The 18,071-nt window shown below is 63.2% G+C and carries 17 protein-coding genes and 1 pseudogene; 7 read left to right on the top strand and 11 right to left on the bottom strand.

Going from position 1 to position 18,071, the window contains the following annotated elements:
- Window positions 1-26: 26 nt before the first annotated feature.
- Window positions 27-1,706 (bottom strand): nitrite/sulfite reductase, encoded by a 1,680-nt coding sequence (locus LPA34_RS00660; RefSeq protein ID WP_228973842.1) that lies wholly within the window; start codon window positions 1,704-1,706, stop codon window positions 27-29.
- A gap of 219 nt (window positions 1,707-1,925) precedes the next feature.
- Between LPA34_RS00660 and LPA34_RS00655 the strand changes: the two genes are divergently transcribed.
- The 3 genes from LPA34_RS00655 to LPA34_RS00645 all read left to right on the top strand — a co-directional run bounded on the left by LPA34_RS00655 (window position 1,926) and on the right by LPA34_RS00645 (window position 4,449).
- Entirely contained in the window at window positions 1,926-2,867 is a 942-nt protein-coding gene (locus tag LPA34_RS00655) for a CysB family HTH-type transcriptional regulator (protein WP_228973840.1), read from the top strand.
- Between the two features lie 46 nt (window positions 2,868-2,913).
- Window positions 2,914-4,095 (top strand): ABC transporter substrate-binding protein, encoded by a 1,182-nt coding sequence (locus LPA34_RS00650; RefSeq protein ID WP_411178723.1) that lies wholly within the window; start codon window positions 2,914-2,916, stop codon window positions 4,093-4,095.
- 96 nt (window positions 4,096-4,191) lie between these two features.
- Entirely contained in the window at window positions 4,192-4,449 is a 258-nt protein-coding gene (locus LPA34_RS00645) for a hypothetical protein (protein WP_228973837.1), read from the top strand.
- Here LPA34_RS00645 and LPA34_RS00640 read toward each other — a convergent pair.
- The 9 genes from LPA34_RS00640 to LPA34_RS00600 form a co-directional block, all read right to left on the bottom strand.
- On the bottom strand, window positions 4,446-5,168 hold the full coding sequence (locus tag LPA34_RS00640; protein WP_228973835.1) for an NAD(P)H-binding protein: 723 nt from the start codon (window positions 5,166-5,168) through the stop codon (window positions 4,446-4,448). The two genes, LPA34_RS00645 and LPA34_RS00640, sit on opposite strands and share 4 nt — an antisense overlap.
- Before the next feature lie 241 nt (window positions 5,169-5,409).
- Window positions 5,410-5,823, bottom strand: coding sequence for a type II toxin-antitoxin system VapC family toxin (locus LPA34_RS00635; RefSeq protein WP_228974168.1), 414 nt, complete (start codon window positions 5,821-5,823; stop codon window positions 5,410-5,412).
- Window positions 5,820-6,074: a type II toxin-antitoxin system Phd/YefM family antitoxin gene (locus tag LPA34_RS00630; protein ID WP_228973834.1), complete on the bottom strand. Its 255-nt coding sequence runs from the start codon at window positions 6,072-6,074 to the stop codon at window positions 5,820-5,822. The genes LPA34_RS00635 and LPA34_RS00630 overlap by 4 nt, the downstream gene beginning before the upstream one ends.
- A gap of 133 nt (window positions 6,075-6,207) precedes the next feature.
- Window positions 6,208-7,356 carry a Gfo/Idh/MocA family protein gene (locus LPA34_RS00625; RefSeq protein WP_228973832.1) on the bottom strand — a complete coding sequence of 383 codons (1,149 nt, stop codon included), beginning with the start codon at window positions 7,354-7,356 and terminating at the stop codon, window positions 6,208-6,210.
- A 36-nt stretch (window positions 7,357-7,392) separates the two neighbouring features.
- Window positions 7,393-8,442, bottom strand: a complete 1,050-nt coding sequence (locus LPA34_RS00620) for a sugar phosphate isomerase/epimerase family protein (protein WP_228973829.1) — start codon at window positions 8,440-8,442, stop codon at window positions 7,393-7,395.
- A gap of 110 nt (window positions 8,443-8,552) precedes the next feature.
- On the bottom strand, window positions 8,553-9,515 hold the full coding sequence (locus LPA34_RS00615) for a substrate-binding domain-containing protein (protein WP_228973827.1): 963 nt from the start codon (window positions 9,513-9,515) through the stop codon (window positions 8,553-8,555).
- 127 nt (window positions 9,516-9,642) lie between these two features.
- Window positions 9,643-10,656 carry an ABC transporter permease gene (locus LPA34_RS00610; RefSeq protein WP_228973825.1) on the bottom strand — a complete coding sequence of 338 codons (1,014 nt, stop codon included), beginning with the start codon at window positions 10,654-10,656 and terminating at the stop codon, window positions 9,643-9,645.
- Window positions 10,637-12,124 (bottom strand): sugar ABC transporter ATP-binding protein, encoded by a 1,488-nt coding sequence (locus LPA34_RS00605; protein ID WP_228973822.1) that lies wholly within the window; start codon window positions 12,122-12,124, stop codon window positions 10,637-10,639. Before LPA34_RS00605 ends, LPA34_RS00610 begins: the two co-directional genes overlap by 20 nt.
- A 31-nt stretch (window positions 12,125-12,155) precedes the next feature.
- Complete coding sequence (locus tag LPA34_RS00600) at window positions 12,156-13,148, bottom strand: LacI family DNA-binding transcriptional regulator (RefSeq protein ID WP_228974166.1); 993 nt, start codon at window positions 13,146-13,148, stop codon at window positions 12,156-12,158.
- Window positions 13,149-13,400: 252 nt separating this feature from the next.
- On the opposite strand from LPA34_RS00600, the gene LPA34_RS00595 reads away from it, so the two are divergent.
- Both LPA34_RS00595 and LPA34_RS00590 read left to right on the top strand, forming a co-directional pair.
- Window positions 13,401-14,054, top strand: a complete 654-nt coding sequence (locus LPA34_RS00595) for a protein-L-isoaspartate O-methyltransferase family protein (protein WP_228973820.1) — start codon at window positions 13,401-13,403, stop codon at window positions 14,052-14,054.
- 45 nt (window positions 14,055-14,099) lie between these two features.
- Window positions 14,100-14,423 carry a rhodanese-like domain-containing protein gene (locus LPA34_RS00590; protein ID WP_228973818.1) on the top strand — a complete coding sequence of 108 codons (324 nt, stop codon included), beginning with the start codon at window positions 14,100-14,102 and terminating at the stop codon, window positions 14,421-14,423.
- An 82-nt stretch (window positions 14,424-14,505) separates the two neighbouring features.
- Here LPA34_RS00590 and LPA34_RS00585 read toward each other — a convergent pair.
- A pseudogene (locus tag LPA34_RS00585) lies at window positions 14,506-14,610 on the bottom strand (aminotransferase class III-fold pyridoxal phosphate-dependent enzyme); the annotation flags it as partial.
- A 436-nt stretch (window positions 14,611-15,046) separates the two neighbouring features.
- Between LPA34_RS00585 and urtA the strand changes: the two are divergent.
- Together urtA and urtB are read left to right on the top strand one after the other, a co-directional pair.
- Entirely contained in the window at window positions 15,047-16,342 is a 1,296-nt protein-coding gene (gene urtA / locus LPA34_RS00580; RefSeq protein WP_228973816.1) for an urea ABC transporter substrate-binding protein, read from the top strand.
- Between the two features lie 108 nt (window positions 16,343-16,450).
- Window positions 16,451-18,070, top strand: coding sequence for an urea ABC transporter permease subunit UrtB (gene urtB / locus LPA34_RS00575; protein ID WP_228973815.1), 1,620 nt, complete (start codon window positions 16,451-16,453; stop codon window positions 18,068-18,070).
- The last annotated feature ends 1 nt before the right edge of the window (window position 18,071 follow it).

The raw sequence follows: 18,071 nt of genomic DNA, 5'->3' as shown, positions 1-18,071 counted from the left end.
AGAATCCTTTAAGCCTGTATCGCGGGTTAAGCGTGAGCCGGCTGGCGCGATGCGTACACGCGCTCCTTGAACGGCGTGATGCCGATGCGGCCATACGTGTCGATGAAACGTTCGCCGTCGATACGGTTTTCCACGAACGTATCGATCACCTTCGACACTACGTCCGGCATTTCTTCCGCCGAGAACGACGGGCCGATCACGCGGCCCAGATGCGCGCCGGTCGCTCCCGTGCTCTGTTCGCCGCCGAGCGTCACCTGGTACCATTCGGAGCCGTCCTTGTCGACGCCCAGCACGCCGATGTTGCCGACGTGGTGGTGACCGCACGCGTTGATGCAACCCGAGATATTCAGCGAAATGTCGCCGAGATCGTAGACAAAGTCGAGATCGTTGAAGCGTTCCTGGATCGCCATCGCGATCGGAATCGACTTCGCGTTCGCGAGCGAGCAGAAATCGCCGCCCGGGCACGCGATGATGTCGGTCAGCAGGCCGATGTTCGGCGTGGCGAACCCTTGTGCCTTGGCCAGCTCCCACAATTCGAACAGATCGCGCTTCTTCACGTTCGCGAGAATCAGGTTCTGTTCGTGCGACACGCGGATCTCGCCGAACGAGTATTTGTCGGCCCAGTCGGCGACGGCTTCCATCTGCGCATCCGTGGCGTCGCCCGGGGCGATGGTGGCCGGCTTCAGCGAAAGCGTGACCGACGCATAGCCCGCCACCTTGTGCGGACGCACGTTGCGCTCGACCCAGCGCGCGAACGCGCGGTTTTCGAGCAGATGGTTTTCGAATGCGGTATCGGTGTCCGCCAGCTTTTCATACACCGGCGGCACGAAGTATTGCGACACGCGATCGAGTTCAGCCTGCGTGAGCGTCGAAGGACCGTCCTTCAGGTGCTGCCATTCTTCCTCGACCTGCTTCGAGAATTTCTCAGGGCTCAAGGCCTTCACGAGAATCTTGATGCGCGCCTTGTACATGTTGTCGCGACGGCCGTAGCGGTTATACACGCGCAGAACAGCTTCGCAGTAAGTCAGCAGATGCTGCCACGGCAGGTCTTCGCGGATGATCGCGCCAACGATCGGCGTGCGGCCCAGGCCACCGCCGGCCAGGATGCTCGCGACCACTTCGCCCTGCTCGTTCTTCTTCAGATAGACACCCAGATCATGCACCTGCACGGCCGCGCGATCTTCCTTCGAACCCGAGACGGCGATCTTGAACTTGCGCGGCAGCCACGCGAATTCCGGATGGAACGTCGACCACTGACGCAGGATTTCAGCCCATGGACGCGGATCGATGATCTCGTCCGGTGCAACGCCGGCGAACTGGTCCGCGGTGATGTTGCGGATGCAGTTACCCGAGGTCTGGATGGCGTGCATCTGGACAGACGCGAGTTTCGCGAGAATTTCCGGCGTTTCCTCGAGCTTGATCCAGTTGTACTGGATGTTCGAGCGCGTGGAAAAGTGGCCGTAGCCGCGGTCGTGTTCGCGCGCGATGCGGGCAAGCATGCGCAACTGGTCGCTGCGCAGATTGCCGTAAGGAATCGCGATGCGGTGCATGTAGGCATGGCGCTGCATATAGAGGCCGTTCTGCAGACGCAGCGGACGGAACTCTTCTTCGCTCAATTCGCCTGACAGCCGGCGACGAACCTGGTCGGCGTATTGCGCGACGCGTTCGTCAACGATGGTCTGGTCGTACTGATCGTATTGGTACATTCGGGGACCCCATTTTTTCGTAACCGCACGGCGTTCCGGTGGCGCCACGCCCTGTCTACCGGTGTCTGTCAGCGCAAGCGGAAGAAGGTTTTAGACGCATCCTTCATTTGCTTATGACAAATACAGATATCCATATTGGAAAAGTTGGACAAATCGTAATAAACTCCCCTTATATTTCAAACGACTTAAAAATTGTTTTCATATGCTAAGAGGTTATAAATGAACCTGCACCAGTTTCGCTTCGTGCGCGAGGCGGTCCGGCAGAACTTCAACCTCACGGAAGCCGCCAAGGCGCTGTTTACAAGCCAGCCAGGCGTCTCCAAGGCAATTATCGAGCTCGAAGACGAACTGGGCGTCGAAATCTTCACACGGCACGGCAAACGCGTCCGCTCGCTGACCGAGCCGGGCCGGATCATTCTTCAGTCGGTTGAAAAGATCCTGCAGGAAGTGGAAAGCCTCAAGCGCGTTGGTAAAGATTACGCAGCGCAGGATCAGGGCAATCTCGTCATCGCCGCCACGCACACGCAGGCGCGCTATTCGCTGCCGGCCGCCATCGCCGAATTCAAGAAGCGCTTTCCCAAGGTCCACCTTTCGATTCTGCAAGGCAGCCCGACGCAGGTTGCCGAAATGGTCATCCACGACCAGGCGGACCTGGCGATCGCCACCGAGGCGATCGCGGACTATAAGGAACTGGTCTCGCTGCCCTGCTTTTCGTGGCATCACGTCGCCGTCATGCAGCCGGATCACCCGTTGCTGGACCGCAAGCAGCTTTCCCTCGACGACCTTACGCAATATCCGATGATTACGTACGACAACGCGTTCGCGGGCCGCACGAAGATCAACGAGGCGTTCCGTCTGCGCGGCCTGCATCCGGACATCGTGCTCGAGGCGATCGACGCCGACGTGATCAAGACCTACGTCGAGCTGGGTCTTGGCGTCGGGATCATGGCGGATATCGCGTTCAACGCGGAGCGCGACCGTCATCTGCGTGCGATGCCGGTCGGCCATCTGTTCGGCAGCAACGTGACGCGCGTGGCGCTCAAACACGGCGCGTATCTGCGCAGCTATGTGTATACGCTGGTGGAGCTGCTCTCGCCGAGCCTGAACCGCCGGCTGATCGAACAGGCGCTAAAGGGCGAGCACGAATCCTACGAGCTTTGAAACACCCTCTGTCCGGTTTTATAACAATCGCTGTTTCGATTCCGCCATGGAGACCCAACCGATGAGCTTCACGTCGTACAAAAAGAACCTGCGCTACGTCGCCGCTGCCGCGGCACTCGTGGTCAGCACGGTCGCCCACGCCGACATCAAGGTCGGCATCGATCTGTCCAGCACGGGCCCCGCCGCCGCCATCGGCATCACCAGCAAGAACGCGATGCTGATGTGGCCGAAGACGATTGCCGGCCAGAAAGCCGAATACATCATCCTCGACGACGGCTCCGATCCGGGCGTCGCGGTGCGCAACATCCGCAAGCTCATCAGCGAAGACCACGTCGACGTGATCGTCGGCCCGAACGTCACGCCCGCGGCGCTGGCCGCGCTCGATCCCGTCGCGGAAAGCCAGACGCCGATGATCACGCTGATCGGTTCGGCAAGCGTGGTCGAGCCGCAGGAAGGCAAGCGCGTGTGGGCCTTCAAGATGGCGCAGACCGACAGCGCGATGGCTGACGTGATGACGCGCTACATGTCGAACCACAACGTGAGGACGGTGGGCTTCATCGGCTTCGCGGACAGTTACGGCGACAGCTGGCTCAACGAATTCACGAAGTTCGCGACGCTGCGGCACATCCAGGTGGTGGCGACGGAGCGCTTCAACCGGACCGATGCGAGCGTCACCGGCCAGGTGCTGAAGCTGATGGCGGCGAAACCCGATGCGATTCTCGTCGCGGGCGCGGGCACGCCGAGCGTGCTGCCGCAACGCACGCTCGTCGAGCGCGGCTTCAAGGGGCCGATCTACCAGACGCACGGCATCGCCACGCCGGAATTCATCAAGCTCGGCGGCAAGGATGTCGAAGGCACGCTGTTCCCGACGCAGCCGGTCGTCGTCGCGCGCACGCTGCCGGCGGATCATCCCGCGAAGAAGGCCGCGATGGCGTTCGTCGCCGCATATGAAGCGCAATACGGCCCGAATAGCGTCACGCAGTTCGCGGGCGATGCGGCGGGCGTCTATCCGCGCCTCGTCGACGCAGTGACGCGCGCGCTAAAAACGGCGCAGCCGGGCACGCCCGCGTTTCGCGCCGCGCTGCGCAGCGAGCTCGAACACGCGCATGAACTCGTCGTGCCGAACGGTGTGGTCAACACGAGCGTGAAGGACCACGTGGGCCTCGACCAGCGCGCGAGCGTGATGGGCATCATCAAGGATGGCAAGTTCACGTATCTGAGCCAGTAAGGTTCGATGGCGGGCGGTGCGTGCCGTTCGCGCCGCCCGCCGCGCCCGCTACTGAGTTACTGATACAGTGTGCGTCTTCACACCGTAGCTGAAATCATGCGTACTACCCGAGCCATCCATGCCGTCGAGCGGCTGAAAACCCGCACCGGCAACCCGCAATTTTCGGCGATCAGCCTTTCCGGCGGTCTCTTCTATCTCGTCGACAAATCGTCGGGCAGCGACAAGAAAGTCTCCGATCCGCTGACGCTCGACGACTTCGTCAAGTTCGTCGACGCATTCGGCCCGCAAAAGCCGCGCAAGGCAAGCAAGTTCGACCTCGCGCTCGAAGAGCAGATCAAGAACAGCAAGCGCTAAGGCGCAGGAGCGCCGCGATGCAGCGCGTCGTTTTCGATGATCGTGACGCCTTGCGTATCGCTTAACGCAGCGTCAACCAGAGCGCGCGCGACATCGTCGGCGGCAATCGAGCGCCACTTGAGCGGCAGAATCACGCCCAGGCGGCGCGCGATGCTTTCCAGCGGCCGGCTTTCTGCACGCTCCCCCATCAGGAAAGACGGCCGCACGATCGTGACGGCCGGAAAGCCGAGACCCAGCGCACCGGCTTCGACCTCGCCCTTCACCCGACTATAGAACGTGCGTGCCCGCGGACTCGCGCCGATGGCGCTCACGAGCGCATAGCGCGACGCGCCGTGCCGGCGCGCGAGCGCACCGACGCGCAACGGATACTCGTAATCGACCTTGCGAAACGCTGCTTGCGAGCCAGCGGTCCGTATCGTCGTGCCCAATGCGCAGATCACTGCATCGACGGCGAAGAGATCAGCGCTGCTGGCCAGGCTGTCTAGCCGGTCGAAATCGACGGCCTGCTCGATCACACGGTTCGCGTGCCCGGCGATTCCCGCGATGCCCGCGCCCGACGCGCGCCGCACGAGCAGGCGCACTTCGGCGACGCGCGGATCGCGTGCGAGCAGCTTCAGGCATGCACTGCCGACCAGCCCCGTCGCGCCGACCAGCAACACGATGCGTTTGCGCGGGGCGGAACCTTTGACAGGATCGATGGAGGCAATATTGGCCGACATGCGCGCGCCCGTGGAAAGATGAGGTGATGTATCTTACCGTGCGTTGATGGCGCGGGCACGAAGCCCCAAGCTATTGTCAGATCTGGTGTACGAGCGATCGGCGGCATGATCAGGCGGCCAGCGGCAATCCCTCCCGACCTTTCCGCTTGCCTGGCATCGCCCACCCATTCGTGAGGCTGACAACGCTGACCGATTCCGCGAGCCAATTTGCACCAGAGCCGTTTGCTTTTTCCATGCCCTCTCATTTCCACGGATTCAAAAGCGGGACACCGGTCAATATGAAATCATCGGTGTTACGGGTAACGACAGTCATGCCATGCACAAGCGCCGTTGCGGCGATGACTGCGTCACGTTCGGCGCGAGGATCAGGAACGTGTAGCTTTGCACACCGCATTGCCACCGATTGGTCAAATGCCAGCACGCGTCCCGCGAATTGAGGCAGAACCTGCCCATCGAGCCAGGTGCGCAGAGCGGCACCCTGGACGGCATCTTTACGCTCCATCCGCAAGACACCAAGCTCGAGTTCGAGAACGGTAATAGCGGAAAGGAATTGCGCAGCCACGGGCTGAGAAGACGCCCACGCGAGCACGTTTATGTCGGCCCGTTTCGGCACACGCAATTCGGAAACAACGTTTGTGTCGAGGAGGAACATCAGGAAAGGTCTGCTGCCCGATAGAGTCCACCGACGCGCGGCACGTCGAATTCAATATCGACCTCGCCCCGTTGTGCGAGCGCATCGGCTAGCGTTGTCATTCCGCCAGCAAGCTTCCGGTATTCGTCGATGCTCAGAAGTACATGCGAAGGCTTACCGCGATCCGTGATAAACACCGGGCCGTCTAAAGACGCTTTCTTTGCCTCGCTGGCCGACTGGTTAAACTCGCGGCTACTCATGGTGATAACGCTCATCGCACATTGTCCTTTCAATATATGTAGCAATGTTACTACATATGGCTGGGGCGCGCCAGTCTCCCGGTCAGCGGTCATGAAGTGGCTCATCAGCAGTAGGGGCAATCGCAGGCCAGCTTGTCTCCCGAAGCCCTCAACCGTTGCCCACTTCCCGATACTGCGCGTTCATCGCGCTGCTCTTTAGCACGGCTTCGATAAAACGCATGCCTTCAACGCCATCGTCGACCGTCGTCAGCAAACGGCTTTCGGGCGGCACCGGCTGCCCCGCATCGAGCGCCTCGATCTGCAATGCCGCATCGAGATACAACTGCGCGAACGCTTCGAGGTAGCCTTCCGGGTGCCCCGGCGGCACGCGCGTCGCGTGCGCGGCAATCGCGCTTTGGACGCGTCCGCGCGTCAGCCGGCGAGCCGTACCGCCCAGCGGCGTGAACCACAGATCGTTCGGATATTCCTGATCGAACGCGAGCCCTGCCTTCGTGCCGTACACTCGCAGACGCAACGCGTTCTCGGCGCCGCTCGCCACCTGGCTCGCCCACAGCATGCCGCGCGCGCCGCTCGCGTAACGCAGCATCACCTGCACGTGATCGTCAAGCTTCCTGCCCGGCACGAACGTGTGCACTTCCGCTGACAGTTCCTTCGGCACCATGCCCGTCACGAACGCGGCGAGGTGGTACGCGTGCGTGCCGATATCGCCCAGGCATCCGGCGGGTCCCGATTGCGCCGGGTCCGTGCGCCATCCCGCCTGCTTGTTCGTGCCGGTGTTTTCGATCGGCTCGGCCAGCCAGTCCTGCGCGTACTCGACCTGCACGACGCGGATATCGCCCAGTTCGCCCGCGTCGACGAGTTCGCGTGCATGACGCACCATCGGATAACCCGAGTATGTGTGCGTCAGCGCGAACAGCTTTTTCTTCTCGCGCGCGAGCTTCGCGAGCGCTTCACCTTCCGCCAGCGAAATCGCGAGCGGCTTGTCGCAGATCACGTGAATACCGGCTTCGAGAAATGCCGTTGCGACCGGCGCGTGCAAATGATTCGGCGTGACGATCGCGACGGCGTCGATGCCGTCGTCGCGAGCCGCTTCAGCCTTCGCCATCTCGCGCCAGTCCGCATAGCTGCGCGCGATGCCTACTTCCGCGGCGCTTGCCTGCGCGCGCGCCGCGTCGGAAGAAAGCGCGCCCGCCACGAGTTCGAACCGGTCGTCGAGGCGCGCGGCGATCCGGTGCACGGCGCCGATAAAAGCGCCCTGCCCGCCGCCGACCATGCCCAACCGCAATTTACGTGTCATCGGATGCTCCTGGATGCCTGACTGATGCCGCGCCGATCACAGCCCCAGCACCTTTTTGATCTGCGCCTGATCGACGCCGCTGTCCGCGAAGTCGTCGAACGATTTTTCGGCGACGCGAATGATGTGCCGGCGAATGAACTCCGCGCCTTCGCGCGCGCCGTCTTCCGGATGCTTCAGCGCGCATTCCCATTCGAGCACCGCCCAGCCCGGATAGTCGTACTGCGCCATCTTCGAGAAGATCGCGCCGAAGTCGATCTGCCCGTCGCCAAGCGAGCGAAAGCGTCCCGGCCGGTCGATCCAGTCGCTATAGCTGCCATAGACGCCGGCCCTGCCCGTAGGACGAAACTCCGCATCCTTCACGTGAAAAACCTTGATGCGCTCGTGATAGATATCGATGAACGACAGGTAATCGAGCTGCTGCAACACGTAGTGGCTCGGATCGAACAGGATGTTCGCGCGACGATGTCCGTTCACGCGCTCCAGAAAGCGCTCGAACGTCACGCCGTCGTAAAGATCTTCGCCCGGATGCAGTTCGTACGCGACGTCGACACCGACCTCGTCGAACGCATCGAGAATCGGCTGCCAGCGGCGCGCGAGTTCATCGAACGCGGCCTCGACGAGACCGGCTGGCCGCTGCGGCCACGGATACATGTACGGCCATGCGAGCGCGCCCGAGAACGACACGTGCGTGTCGAGCCCGAGACGGCGCGACGCCTGTGCCGCGAGTTTCAGCTGCTGGATCGCCCATTCGGTACGCGCCGCCGGATTGCCGCGCACATGCGGCGCGGCAAACCCGTCGAACAGCTGGTCGTAGGCCGGATGCACGGCCACCAGTTGCCCTTGCAGATGCGTCGCCAGTTCGGTGATCTCGACGCCGGCGTCCGCGACCGTGCCGAGCAGTTCGTCGCAGTACGTCTGGCTCGAGGCGGCCTTTTCGAGGTCGATCAAGCGTGCATCCGCAGGCACCTGGATGCCTTTGTAGCCCAGCTTCGCGGCCCACGTCGCGAGATTGTCGAGGTTATCGAAGGGCGCCTTGTCGCCCAGGAACTGGGCCAGATAGATCGCCGGCCCTTTGATGGTTTTCATCGTGCGGCTCCTCGGAAACGGATAGTGAATTCGTGCGTTCGACATCCTGAGCGCCCCGCGCGTGCGATGCGTTTAACGCACATCGCACGCGCGCGGCAACGCGCAAGCCGTCAGAACGGCGAGTCCGGGAAGTAGTATTCCTTCGCGTTGTCTTTCGTGACGAGCACCGAAGGCACGATCGTCGTCGCCGGCAGCTTTTCGCCCTTCAGGCGCGCTTCGGCGGTGAGCTTGATCGCGTCGTAGATGAATTTCGGCGAGTAAGTCACATCGGCGTTGATGATCTTGTCGCCATCCATCACGCGCTTGATCATGTCCTTCGACCCCGCGCCGCCCAGTACTTCCTTGATGTCGGTGCGCTTCGCCTGATCGATGGCCTTCAGCACGCCAACCGACATGTCGTCATCGGCCGACCACACCGCATCGATGTGCCTGAAGCGCGTCAGGTAATCCTGCATCACCTTGAACGCATCGTCGCGATTCCAGTTCGCGTATTTCGCGTCCAGCACCTTCACGCCCGGACACGCCGACAACGCCTTCGTGAACGCGTTGTAGCGCTCGTTATCCAGCGTGGTCGGAATGCCGCGCAGCGCGACGATGTCGCCCTTGCCGTTGAGCGACTTGCAGAAGTATTCGCCCGCGAGCCGGCCAAACGCGGTGTTGTCGCCCGCGACGTACGCGTCCTGTGCGCTTGTGTCGGTGAGGCCGCGATCGACCACCGTCACGTAGACGCCCTTCTTCTTCACCTGCGCGACCGGCTGCGTGAGCGAAGCCGATTCATGCGGGAAGATCACGAGCGCGTTGATATGGTTGACGGTCACCAGATCCTGCAACTGGTTCGCCTGCTCCGGCGCGCTCGCCGACGACTTCAGGATCACCTTCAGATCCGGATGCGCCTTCTCCATGTCCGTCTTCGCCTTGTTCGCCCACCAGACGATGCCGCCCGTGAAGCCGTGATCGGCCGTCGGAATCGCGACGCCCAATATGACCTTGTCGTCCGCCCGTGCCGCGCCCGCCGTACCGAGAATGCCCAACGCCAGCACGCCGGCACTGATCGCCCGAATGACCTGCTTCATGTTGTGTCTCCTGTCGTAGGGCGCGTCGTACGCCCGGTTTTTGAGGTGCCGGCAATGCGCCGGGTACTGCGGTTCAAGCTGCCTGCTGCCTGCGATTTACCGTTTGCTCTCGTGGTTGCATGTTCGATCAGCGCCGTCCGCGCTGCAGGAACGCGACGATGATGATGACGACGCCTTGCACCGCCGCGTTCAGATACACGCTGATGATGCTCGTGAGGTTGAGAATGTTCGCGATCACCGAAAGCAGCACGGCGCCGATCACCGTGCCGAGCACACGACCTTCGCCACCCTTGAGCGCGGTACCGCCGACGACCACCGAGGCAATCGCCTCCAGTTCCCACAGGAGGCCCGTGGTTGGCGTGGCGGAACCCAGCCGCGGCACATACAGCACCGTCGCCACGCCGACACAGATGCCAAGCAGCATGTACGTGACGATCTTCACGCGATCGACGCGAATGGCCGCATAGCGCGCGACCTGTTCGTTCGAGCCGATCGCCTGCACGTGCCTTCCGAACGCGGTGCGGTTCAGGATCAACGCGCCGCCTGCCGCGACGATCAGGAACACCCAGATCGGTATCGGCACGCCGAACACGCTTGCGTAATACACGGGGCCGTACAGATCGGAGAGCGAGTTGTCGAGCGTAAGCGCGCCGCCGTCCGCGAGCCACGTCAGCACCGCGCGAAAGATGCCGAACGTCCCGAGCGTCACGATGAACGGCTCGATCGGGCCTTTCGTGATCAGCAGGCCGTGCGCGATGCCGAACGCGCCGCCCAGCACGAGCGCCAGCACCATGCCGATCATCACGATCAGGAGCGGCGCGATCATGTGGCCGTCGATCCCGCGGGCGAGCACGTTCATCGTGTAGATCATGCTGCCCGCGATCAGCGCGGCCATCGATCCGACCGACAGGTCGATGCCGCCCGAAATGATCACGAACGTCATGCCGACCGCGATGATGCCGATGAACGACGTGCGCGTGAGCACGTTGGTGAGGTTGTCGATGGTCGCGAAATCGTGGTTGAGCAGCTGGCCGCCCACGCACAGGACGATCAGGCCAAGCAGCGGACCGAGCCCGTGCAGCCGGCGCGCGAGGCGCATCGCACGGCCCGGTTGCCCTGGTTCAGTGTGTGCCGGTTGCATGGGCAATCAACTCCTCTTCGGTTAGCTGGTCGAGCGTGAGCGTCGTTTGAAGCCGGCCCGTGCGCATCACGGCGACGCGATGGCACAGGCCGATCAGCTCGATCAGCTCGGACGAGATCACGATCACCGCCCGCCCCTGCGCGGCGAGCCGGTGAATCAGGAAGTAGATGTCGCGCTTCGCGCCGACGTCGACGCCGCGCGTCGGTTCGTCGAGCACGACGACGTTCGGGTCCGGATGCAGGAACTTCGCGAGCGCGAGCTTTTGCTGGTTGCCGCCCGACAGCATGCGCGCGCGGATCGACGGGTCGCCCGTGCGAATGCCGAATTCGGCGATGCCCGCTTTCAGCGCGGCGCGTTCCGCTTTTGCGTCGAGGAACGGATGCGCGTAGCGATCGAGCGTCATCAGCGTCAGGTTGTCCTGCAGGTTCAGATTGACGTGCAGCGCCTTGTTCTTGCGGTCCTCGCTCAGATACGTGAGGCCATGCCGCATCGCGTCGAGCGGATTGTGAATCCCGACTGCGCGCCCCGCGAGCTCGATGCGCCCCCCCGTGCGTTTGCGCAGGCCGAGCATCGCCTCGAACGCTTCGGTGCGACCCGCGCCGACGAGGCCCGCGAAACCGAGTATTTCGCCCGCACGGACTTCGAATGACAGCGACTCGACCCAGCCAGGCACGACGAGCCCATCCACACGCATCGCAATGGGCGCATCCGGCGCAGGCGGGGTTTTATCGGGAAACATGTCGGAGACGTCGCGCCCCACCATCAGGTTCGCCATCTGCTGCCGCGCGAGGCTCGACGTTTCGCCACGCGCGACGAAGCGGCCGTCGCGCATCACAATGACCTCGTCGGTGATGTGCTCGACTTCGTCGAGCTTGTGCGAGATGTAGACGATCGTCACGCCATCGGCCTTCAGTTTCAGCATCAGCGTGAAGAGCCGCTCCGTTTCCGAGGGCGTGAGCGTCGCGGTCGGTTCGTCCATGATGAGAAAGCGCGCGCGACGCGACAGCGCCTTGGCGATCTCCACCATCTGCTTTTCCGCGACGATCAGGTTGCGCACCTGCGTGTCGGGCGATTTCTTCAGGCCGACCTGTTCGAGATAACGCGCTGCCTCTTTTTTCATCGCGCCTTCATCGAGCAGCCAGCCGCGCTTTTTCTCGTGCCCGAGGTACATGTTCTCGACGATCGACAGATGATCGGCAAGATTGAATTCCTGGTGGATCAGCACGATGCCCGCAGCTTCCGCATCGCGCGAACTGGTGAAGTGCTGCGTTATGCCATCGACGGACAGCGTGCCTTCAGTTGCGTTTTCGTAGCCGGCGAGAATTTTCATCAGCGTCGATTTGCCGGCGCCGTTCTCGCCAAGCAGGCCGTAGATGCGCCCGGGCGCAAGATCGAACGACACGCCGTGCAGGACGCGCACCGGGCCGAAATCCTTGCGGATATCGTCGAAGCGGATCGAGAGACTCATCGCGCGCGTTGCTCCTTTGCCTGGTTGCGCGTTATGCGCTTAGCCGCACCACGAGCCGGTGCGGCAACAACACGCCCGGCACGCTGGCCGCCGGGTCCGCGAGACGCTTGAGCAATAACCGCGCGGCCGTCTCGCCGAGTTCGCGCATCGGCTGCGCGATCGTGGTGAGCGGCGGATCGATCTGCGCGGCCACCGAGATGTCATCGAAGCCGACCACCGCGACATCGGCCGGCGTGCGTTTGCCGACGCTGCGCAGGCCGTTGATCGCACCGATCGCGAGCGTGTCCGACACGGCGAAGATCGCATCGGGCGCGCTTTCACCCGGTTGCCGCGCGAGTTCTGCGGCAGCCACGGCGGCGGCTTCGTAGTCGAGGCTGTAGACGTTGCGACGCCATGCAGGCAGCGGGTTCACGCCGGCCTCGCGCAGTGCGTCGAGATAGCCTTCCTGACGCTGACGTGCATAGAGATAACCGTCATCCGAATTGATGAGACCGATGCGACGGCGTCCGCGCGACAGCAGATGCCGCACCGCGTCGCCGGCCGCGCGATAGTTGTCGATGCCGACCCACGGCACGCCCATGTCGGCGTCGAACTCGCAGCACGCGACCCACGGCAGCGTGCCCGCGTCTTCCACGAGCGCGTGCTGAACCGTGTCGGGATCGAGGCAGATCGCGCCGTCGGCGCGGTGGCGGCGCAGCATGTCGAAGTAGCTGCGCTCGCGGCCGGGATCGGCGCCGGTATCGCAGAGCAGCATGAAATAGCCATGCTGACGCGCGACGGCATCGATACCGCGCACCACTTCCGCGTAAAACGGATTGCCGAAGTCCGGCACCATCGTGAGCAGCAGGCGGCTTTCGGCGGTGCGCAGGTTGCGCGCGAGTTCGTTGACCCGATAACCGCTTGTCTCGACTGCGGCGAGTACCCGGTCACGCGTTTCGGGCCTCACGTTCGAGTGCCCGTTGAGCACGCGTGAGACCGTGGCGACGGAGACGCCGGCCTGCTCGGCGACGCCGGCAATCGACATGTCGTCGGACGGTCGAAGCGATGCAACGTCGCGCTGGCGCGGTCTCGACACGGTGTTCGTCCCCGAAAATGTAATCGATTACATTTTTGGTCGAGATCGTGCGGAATCTCAAGGTCGAATGTGTAGGGATTTATACGGAGGGTGGCGGAGTGCTCTCCGGCCCGCCCCAACACGAAACCCGCCCCCGGTTTGGTACAATCCCGCAGTTCCCCACCCCTTCCGGCTGCATTTCACAACCCGTCGAAAACAATCATGAATATCGAGCAAGCGCGTTTCAACATGATCGAACAGCAGATTCGCCCCTGGGAAGTGCTGGACCAGGACGTGCTGAACCTGCTCTCGATCGTCAAGCGTGAGAACTTCGTCCCCCGGGCCTACGCGAACGTGGCGTTCGTCGACTTCGAAGTGCCGCTGCCCGCCGGCCAGCACATGCTGGCGCCGCGCGTCGAGGCACGCGTGCTGCAGGAACTGGCTGTCCGGAAACACGAAAGCGTGCTGGAAATCGGTGCAGGCGCAGGCTATATGGCCGCGCTGCTCGCGCACCGCGCACATCACGTGCTGACCATCGACATCGAGCCGGAACTCGCCGAACTCGCCCGCACGAATCTCGCGAACAACGGCGTGCTGAACGCCGAAGTCGCCACCGGTGACGCATCGCGAGGCTGGGCCGGCGCCGCGCCTTACGACGTGATCTGCGTGTCGGGCGGCCTGCCGGTTCTGCCGCAGGAAATCCTCGACCAGCTGAAAGTGGGCGGCCGTCTCGCCGCGTTCGTCGGCACGGCGCCCGTCATGAAGGCGCAGATCATCACGCGCATCGACGAGAAGCAGTACCGCATCGCCGACGTGTTCGAAACCTATGTCGAGCCGCTGATCAACGCCGTGCAGCCACCGCGTTTCAAGTTCTGAGCAGCGCTACCCCCGACCCCATCGACGTCACGGACTATTCATCTGATGCAAAACCTGACTGCTCCCGCGCTGGCCGAATGGCTCGCTGATACGTCGCGCGCCGCGCCCGTCCTGCTCGACGTGCGCGAGCCCTGGGAAATCGAAACCGCGAAGATCGCCGGCAGCATGTCGATTCCGATGCGCGAAATCCCGGCGCGCAGCGAAGAACTCGAAGACGACGCGGAAATCGTCTGCGTATGCCACCACGGCGCACGCAGCGCGCAGGTCGCGATGTTCCTCGAATCGCGCGGCCACACGAAGGTGTTCAATCTGCAAGGCGGCATCGACGCCTGGTCGCGTCAGGTCGATCCGTCGGTTCCGACTTACTGAGCCATCACCCGCGTCGCATGTCAAAACGGGCGTCTCCTGAATGGAGACGCCCGTTTTTCATTGCAGCCGCGAAAACGCGCCGCTAGTCGGTCTCGCGCAGCACTTCAGCCACCGTCGTGAAGATCTCGTCGATCTGCGCTTCATCGATGATGAGCGGCGACAACGCCAGGATGTCGCCTGTCCAGCGATCCGGCTGCGCCGCCGGCTGATGGATCAGGCGTTCCAAGGGTTTCGCGCTGATTCCTCGAAGCTGGGTCTTCCGACGGCTCTTCCTGCAAGTCTTCCAGCGGATCTTTCAGCGCAGGCAGCGGCGACGGCATGCACACCGACGCGCGCCCGATGCACCGCCGCCGCCCGCGCCCCAGGGGATGCGCGCGGTTGCAGCGCGGCACGCACCGTCACGATGCGCAACGTCTGGTCGTGCACCACTTTCGTCCCCAAGCCGCATAACGCCGCGAAACGCCTGCCCGCATGACGGCGGCCTTGCGGGGTCTTCAGGAATGATTTACCGCCTGGCATATGCCTTGCAGTAGGAACGGGGCACGAGGCATTTAAAACCGTCGGCGCGATACCGATACCGGCGCCCATATCAGTCACCATCCAGATGGCAAGGGGAAGCACAGATGAAACGTCGCAGTCTGCTGAAATTCGGCTCGATGTCGGGCGCACTCGCGCTCGCGGGCCAGAGTCCTTTCGCAAACGCCCAGAGCAGCGGTCCGATCAAGGTCGGCATCCTGCACTCGCTGTCGGGCACGATGGCGATCTCGGAGACCTCACTGAAAGACACCGCGCTGATGACCATCGCGGAGATCAACAAGAGCGGTGGCGTGATGGGCCGGCAGATCGAACCGGTTATCGTCGATCCGGCATCGAACTGGCCGCTCTTTGCCGAAAAGGCTCGCCAGCTGCTCACGCAGGACAAATGCGCCGTGGTGTTCGGCTGCTGGACATCAGTGTCGCGCAAATCGGTGCTGCCGGTGTTCGAGGAACTGAACGGCCTGCTCTTCTACCCGGTGCAATACGAAGGCGAGGAAATGTCGCGCAACGTGTTCTATACGGGCGCGGCGCCGAACCAGCAGGCCATCCCGGCCACCGAATACCTGATGAGCGCCGAAGGCGGCGGCGCCAGGCGCTTCTTCCTGCTCGGCACCGACTACGTGTACCCGCGTACGACGAACAAGATCCTGCGTGCGTTCCTGAAGGACAAAGGCGTGCAGGAAGCCGACATCCAGGAGGTCTATACGCCGTTCGGCCACAGCGACTATCAGACCATCGTCGCGAACATCAAGACGTTCTCGCAGGGCGGCAAGACGGCCGTGATCTCGACCGTCAACGGCGATTCGAACGTACCGTTCTACAAGGAGCTCGGCAACCAGGGGCTGAAGGCGACGGATGTGCCGGTCGTCGCGTTCTCGGTGGGCGAAGAGGAGTTGCGCGGTATCGATACGAAGCCGCTCGTCGGCAATCTGGCTGCGTGGAACTACTTCATGTCGGTGAAGAGCCCGGCCAACACGAAGTTCAAGGAACAGTGGGCCGCGTGGGTCAAGTCGCAGAACCTGCCAGGCGGCACGAAACGCGTGACCAACGACCCGATGGAAGCCACCTTCGTCGGCATCCATATGTGGAAGCAGGCTGTCGAAAAAGCGAAGAGCACGGATGTCGACAAGGTGCGCGTCGCGATGATCGGCCAGAAGGTGGCGGCGCCCTCGGGCTTCACGCTCGAGATGGACGGCAACCACCATCTGCACAAGCCGGTGATGATCGGCGAAGTGCGCGCCGACGGCCAGTTCAACGTCGTGTGGCGCACGAAAACCACCGTGCGCGCGCAACCGTGGAGCCCGTATATCGCGGGCAACGCCGGCAAGCCGGACGTCGTCTCGTCGATCCCGGCGTTCCTGCGCCGCTCGCGCGTGGCGTGATCGCCGCGCTGGTTTCGGGGTAGCACTGCTATAGCGCTGTAACGACGGCGCGGCACCGTTTCTCGTTCGATGCCGCGCCGCCCTGCCGGTTCATCTTCAAAGGTCACCATGGCGTTTCTTACTTTCAGGTCAGCAGGGCGTGCATGCGTCGGCCTCGCGCTCGTCGCGTTGATGCCGGTGAGCGCTCATGCGCTGAGCGCGGCGGATGTCGCACCGCTCGCCGGCGACGACTTCGATGCGAAGTCCGCCGCCATCGACAGACTGATTGCCAGCCACGACGCGCCTTCGCTGGCGCTGCTGAAGGCGCTGTCTGAAGACAACGCACTCGCGACCGATTCCGGCGAGATGCTGATTCAGGATAACGACACCGCACGCGACGCCGTGACCGGCAAGACCGTTGCCGCCGATGGCGCGCAGCCGGTCACGCTGAACAACATTTTGCGCTCGAAGGTGTCGGGCGCCGTGTCGGGCCTGGCGCTCGACGACGCCGATCCGGCCGCGCGCGGTGCCGCGATCGATGCGTTGCTGAAGAACCCGGATGCTGCGATGAAGCCGATGATCGACCGGGCGCGCGCGAAGGAGACCGACCCTACTCTCAAGAAGCGTCTCGATACGCTCTGGGCGATGACCGCGCTGCACGACAGCGACGCGGCGAAGCGCCTCGAAGCCGTGCAGCTCGTCGCCGCGCGGCACGATCTCGACATGAACGAACTGCTGCGGCCGCTCGTCGTGAAGAAACCCGACGGCACGTTCGTCGAAAGCGATGCCCGCGTGCGCGCGGCCGCGCAAGCCGGTATCGACGAACTCGATTCGATCCAGCGACGCAGCCAGATCGCGGGCACGCTGTTCGCCGGTCTTTCGCTTGGCAGCGTGCTGCTGCTCGCGGCGCTGGGGCTTGCGATCACGTATGGCCTGATCGGCGTGATCAACATGGCGCACGGCGAATTCCTGATGATCGGCGCCTATGCGACTTACGTGGTGCAAAACCTCGTGCAGCGCTTCGCACCCGGCGCGTTCGACTGGTATCCGCTCCTTGCGATTCCCGCTTCGTTTGCCGCCGCCGCGCTGGTCGGCATCGCGCTTGAGCGGCTCGTGCTGAAACATCTGTATGGACGGCCGCTCGAGACGCTGCTTACCACCTTCGGGATCAGCCTGATCCTGATTCAGGCCACGCGCATGCTGTTCGGCGCGCAGAACGTGCAGGTGGTGAATCCTTCGTGGATGAGCGGCGGCGTCACCGCGTTGCCGGGTTTGATCCTGCCGTATAACCGACTGGCGATTCTGGCGTTCTCGATGATCGTCGTCGGCATTGCGTGGGCCGTGCTGACGAAAACCCGTCTGGGTCTCTTTGTGCGCGCCGTCACGCAGAACCGCCGCATGGCTGCGTGCGTCGGCGTGAAGACCGCGCGCGTCGATTCGTATGCGTTCGCGTTCGGCGCCGGCATCGCGGGCCTTGGCGGCTGCGCGCTTTCGCAGATCGGCAACGTCGGTCCCGATCTCGGGCAGAGCTACATCATCGATTCGTTCATGGCGGTGGTGCTGGGCGGCGTCGGACAACTGGCCGGGACGGTCATTGGCGGCTTTGGGCTGGGCCTCGTCAGCAAGGCGATCGAGCCGTTCTGGGGCGCCGTGCTCGCGAAGATCGCCGTGCTCGTGCTGATCGTGCTGTTCATCCAGAAGCGTCCGCAGGGCATGTTTGCCCTGAAGGGCCGCAGCGCGGAGGCATGAG

It is taken from the genome of Paraburkholderia gardini (assembly GCF_907164575.1).
GTDB classification, from domain to species: domain Bacteria; phylum Pseudomonadota; class Gammaproteobacteria; order Burkholderiales; family Burkholderiaceae; genus Paraburkholderia; species Paraburkholderia gardini.
The sequence above is the reverse complement of the archived record's forward strand: the minus strand, read 5'-3'. Positions and strand labels throughout refer to the sequence as shown.

Bases quoted from the DNA above. Each gene is read 5' to 3' on its own strand.
- LPA34_RS00660 (WP_228973842.1), bottom strand. From the start codon at position 1,706: ATGTACCAATACGATCAGTACGACCAGACCATCGTTGACGAACGCGTC.
- LPA34_RS00655 (WP_228973840.1), top strand. From the start codon at position 1,926: ATGAACCTGCACCAGTTTCGCTTCGTGCGCGAGGCGGTCCGGCAGAAC.
- LPA34_RS00650 (WP_411178723.1), top strand. From the start codon at position 2,914: ATGGAGACCCAACCGATGAGCTTCACGTCGTACAAAAAGAACCTGCGC.
- LPA34_RS00645 (WP_228973837.1), top strand. From the start codon at position 4,192: ATGCGTACTACCCGAGCCATCCATGCCGTCGAGCGGCTGAAAACCCGC.
- LPA34_RS00640 (WP_228973835.1), bottom strand. From the start codon at position 5,168: ATGTCGGCCAATATTGCCTCCATCGATCCTGTCAAAGGTTCCGCCCCG.
- LPA34_RS00630 (WP_228973834.1), bottom strand. From the start codon at position 6,074: ATGAGCGTTATCACCATGAGTAGCCGCGAGTTTAACCAGTCGGCCAGC.
- LPA34_RS00625 (WP_228973832.1), bottom strand. From the start codon at position 7,356: ATGACACGTAAATTGCGGTTGGGCATGGTCGGCGGCGGGCAGGGCGCT.
- LPA34_RS00620 (WP_228973829.1), bottom strand. From the start codon at position 8,442: ATGAAAACCATCAAAGGGCCGGCGATCTATCTGGCCCAGTTCCTGGGC.
- LPA34_RS00615 (WP_228973827.1), bottom strand. From the start codon at position 9,515: ATGAAGCAGGTCATTCGGGCGATCAGTGCCGGCGTGCTGGCGTTGGGC.
- LPA34_RS00610 (WP_228973825.1), bottom strand. From the start codon at position 10,656: ATGCAACCGGCACACACTGAACCAGGGCAACCGGGCCGTGCGATGCGC.
- LPA34_RS00605 (WP_228973822.1), bottom strand. From the start codon at position 12,124: ATGAGTCTCTCGATCCGCTTCGACGATATCCGCAAGGATTTCGGCCCG.
- LPA34_RS00600 (WP_228974166.1), bottom strand. From the start codon at position 13,148: ATGTCGATTGCCGGCGTCGCCGAGCAGGCCGGCGTCTCCGTCGCCACG.
- LPA34_RS00595 (WP_228973820.1), top strand. From the start codon at position 13,401: ATGAATATCGAGCAAGCGCGTTTCAACATGATCGAACAGCAGATTCGC.
- LPA34_RS00590 (WP_228973818.1), top strand. From the start codon at position 14,100: ATGCAAAACCTGACTGCTCCCGCGCTGGCCGAATGGCTCGCTGATACG.
- urtA (WP_228973816.1), top strand. From the start codon at position 15,047: ATGAAACGTCGCAGTCTGCTGAAATTCGGCTCGATGTCGGGCGCACTC.
- urtB (WP_228973815.1), top strand. From the start codon at position 16,451: ATGGCGTTTCTTACTTTCAGGTCAGCAGGGCGTGCATGCGTCGGCCTC.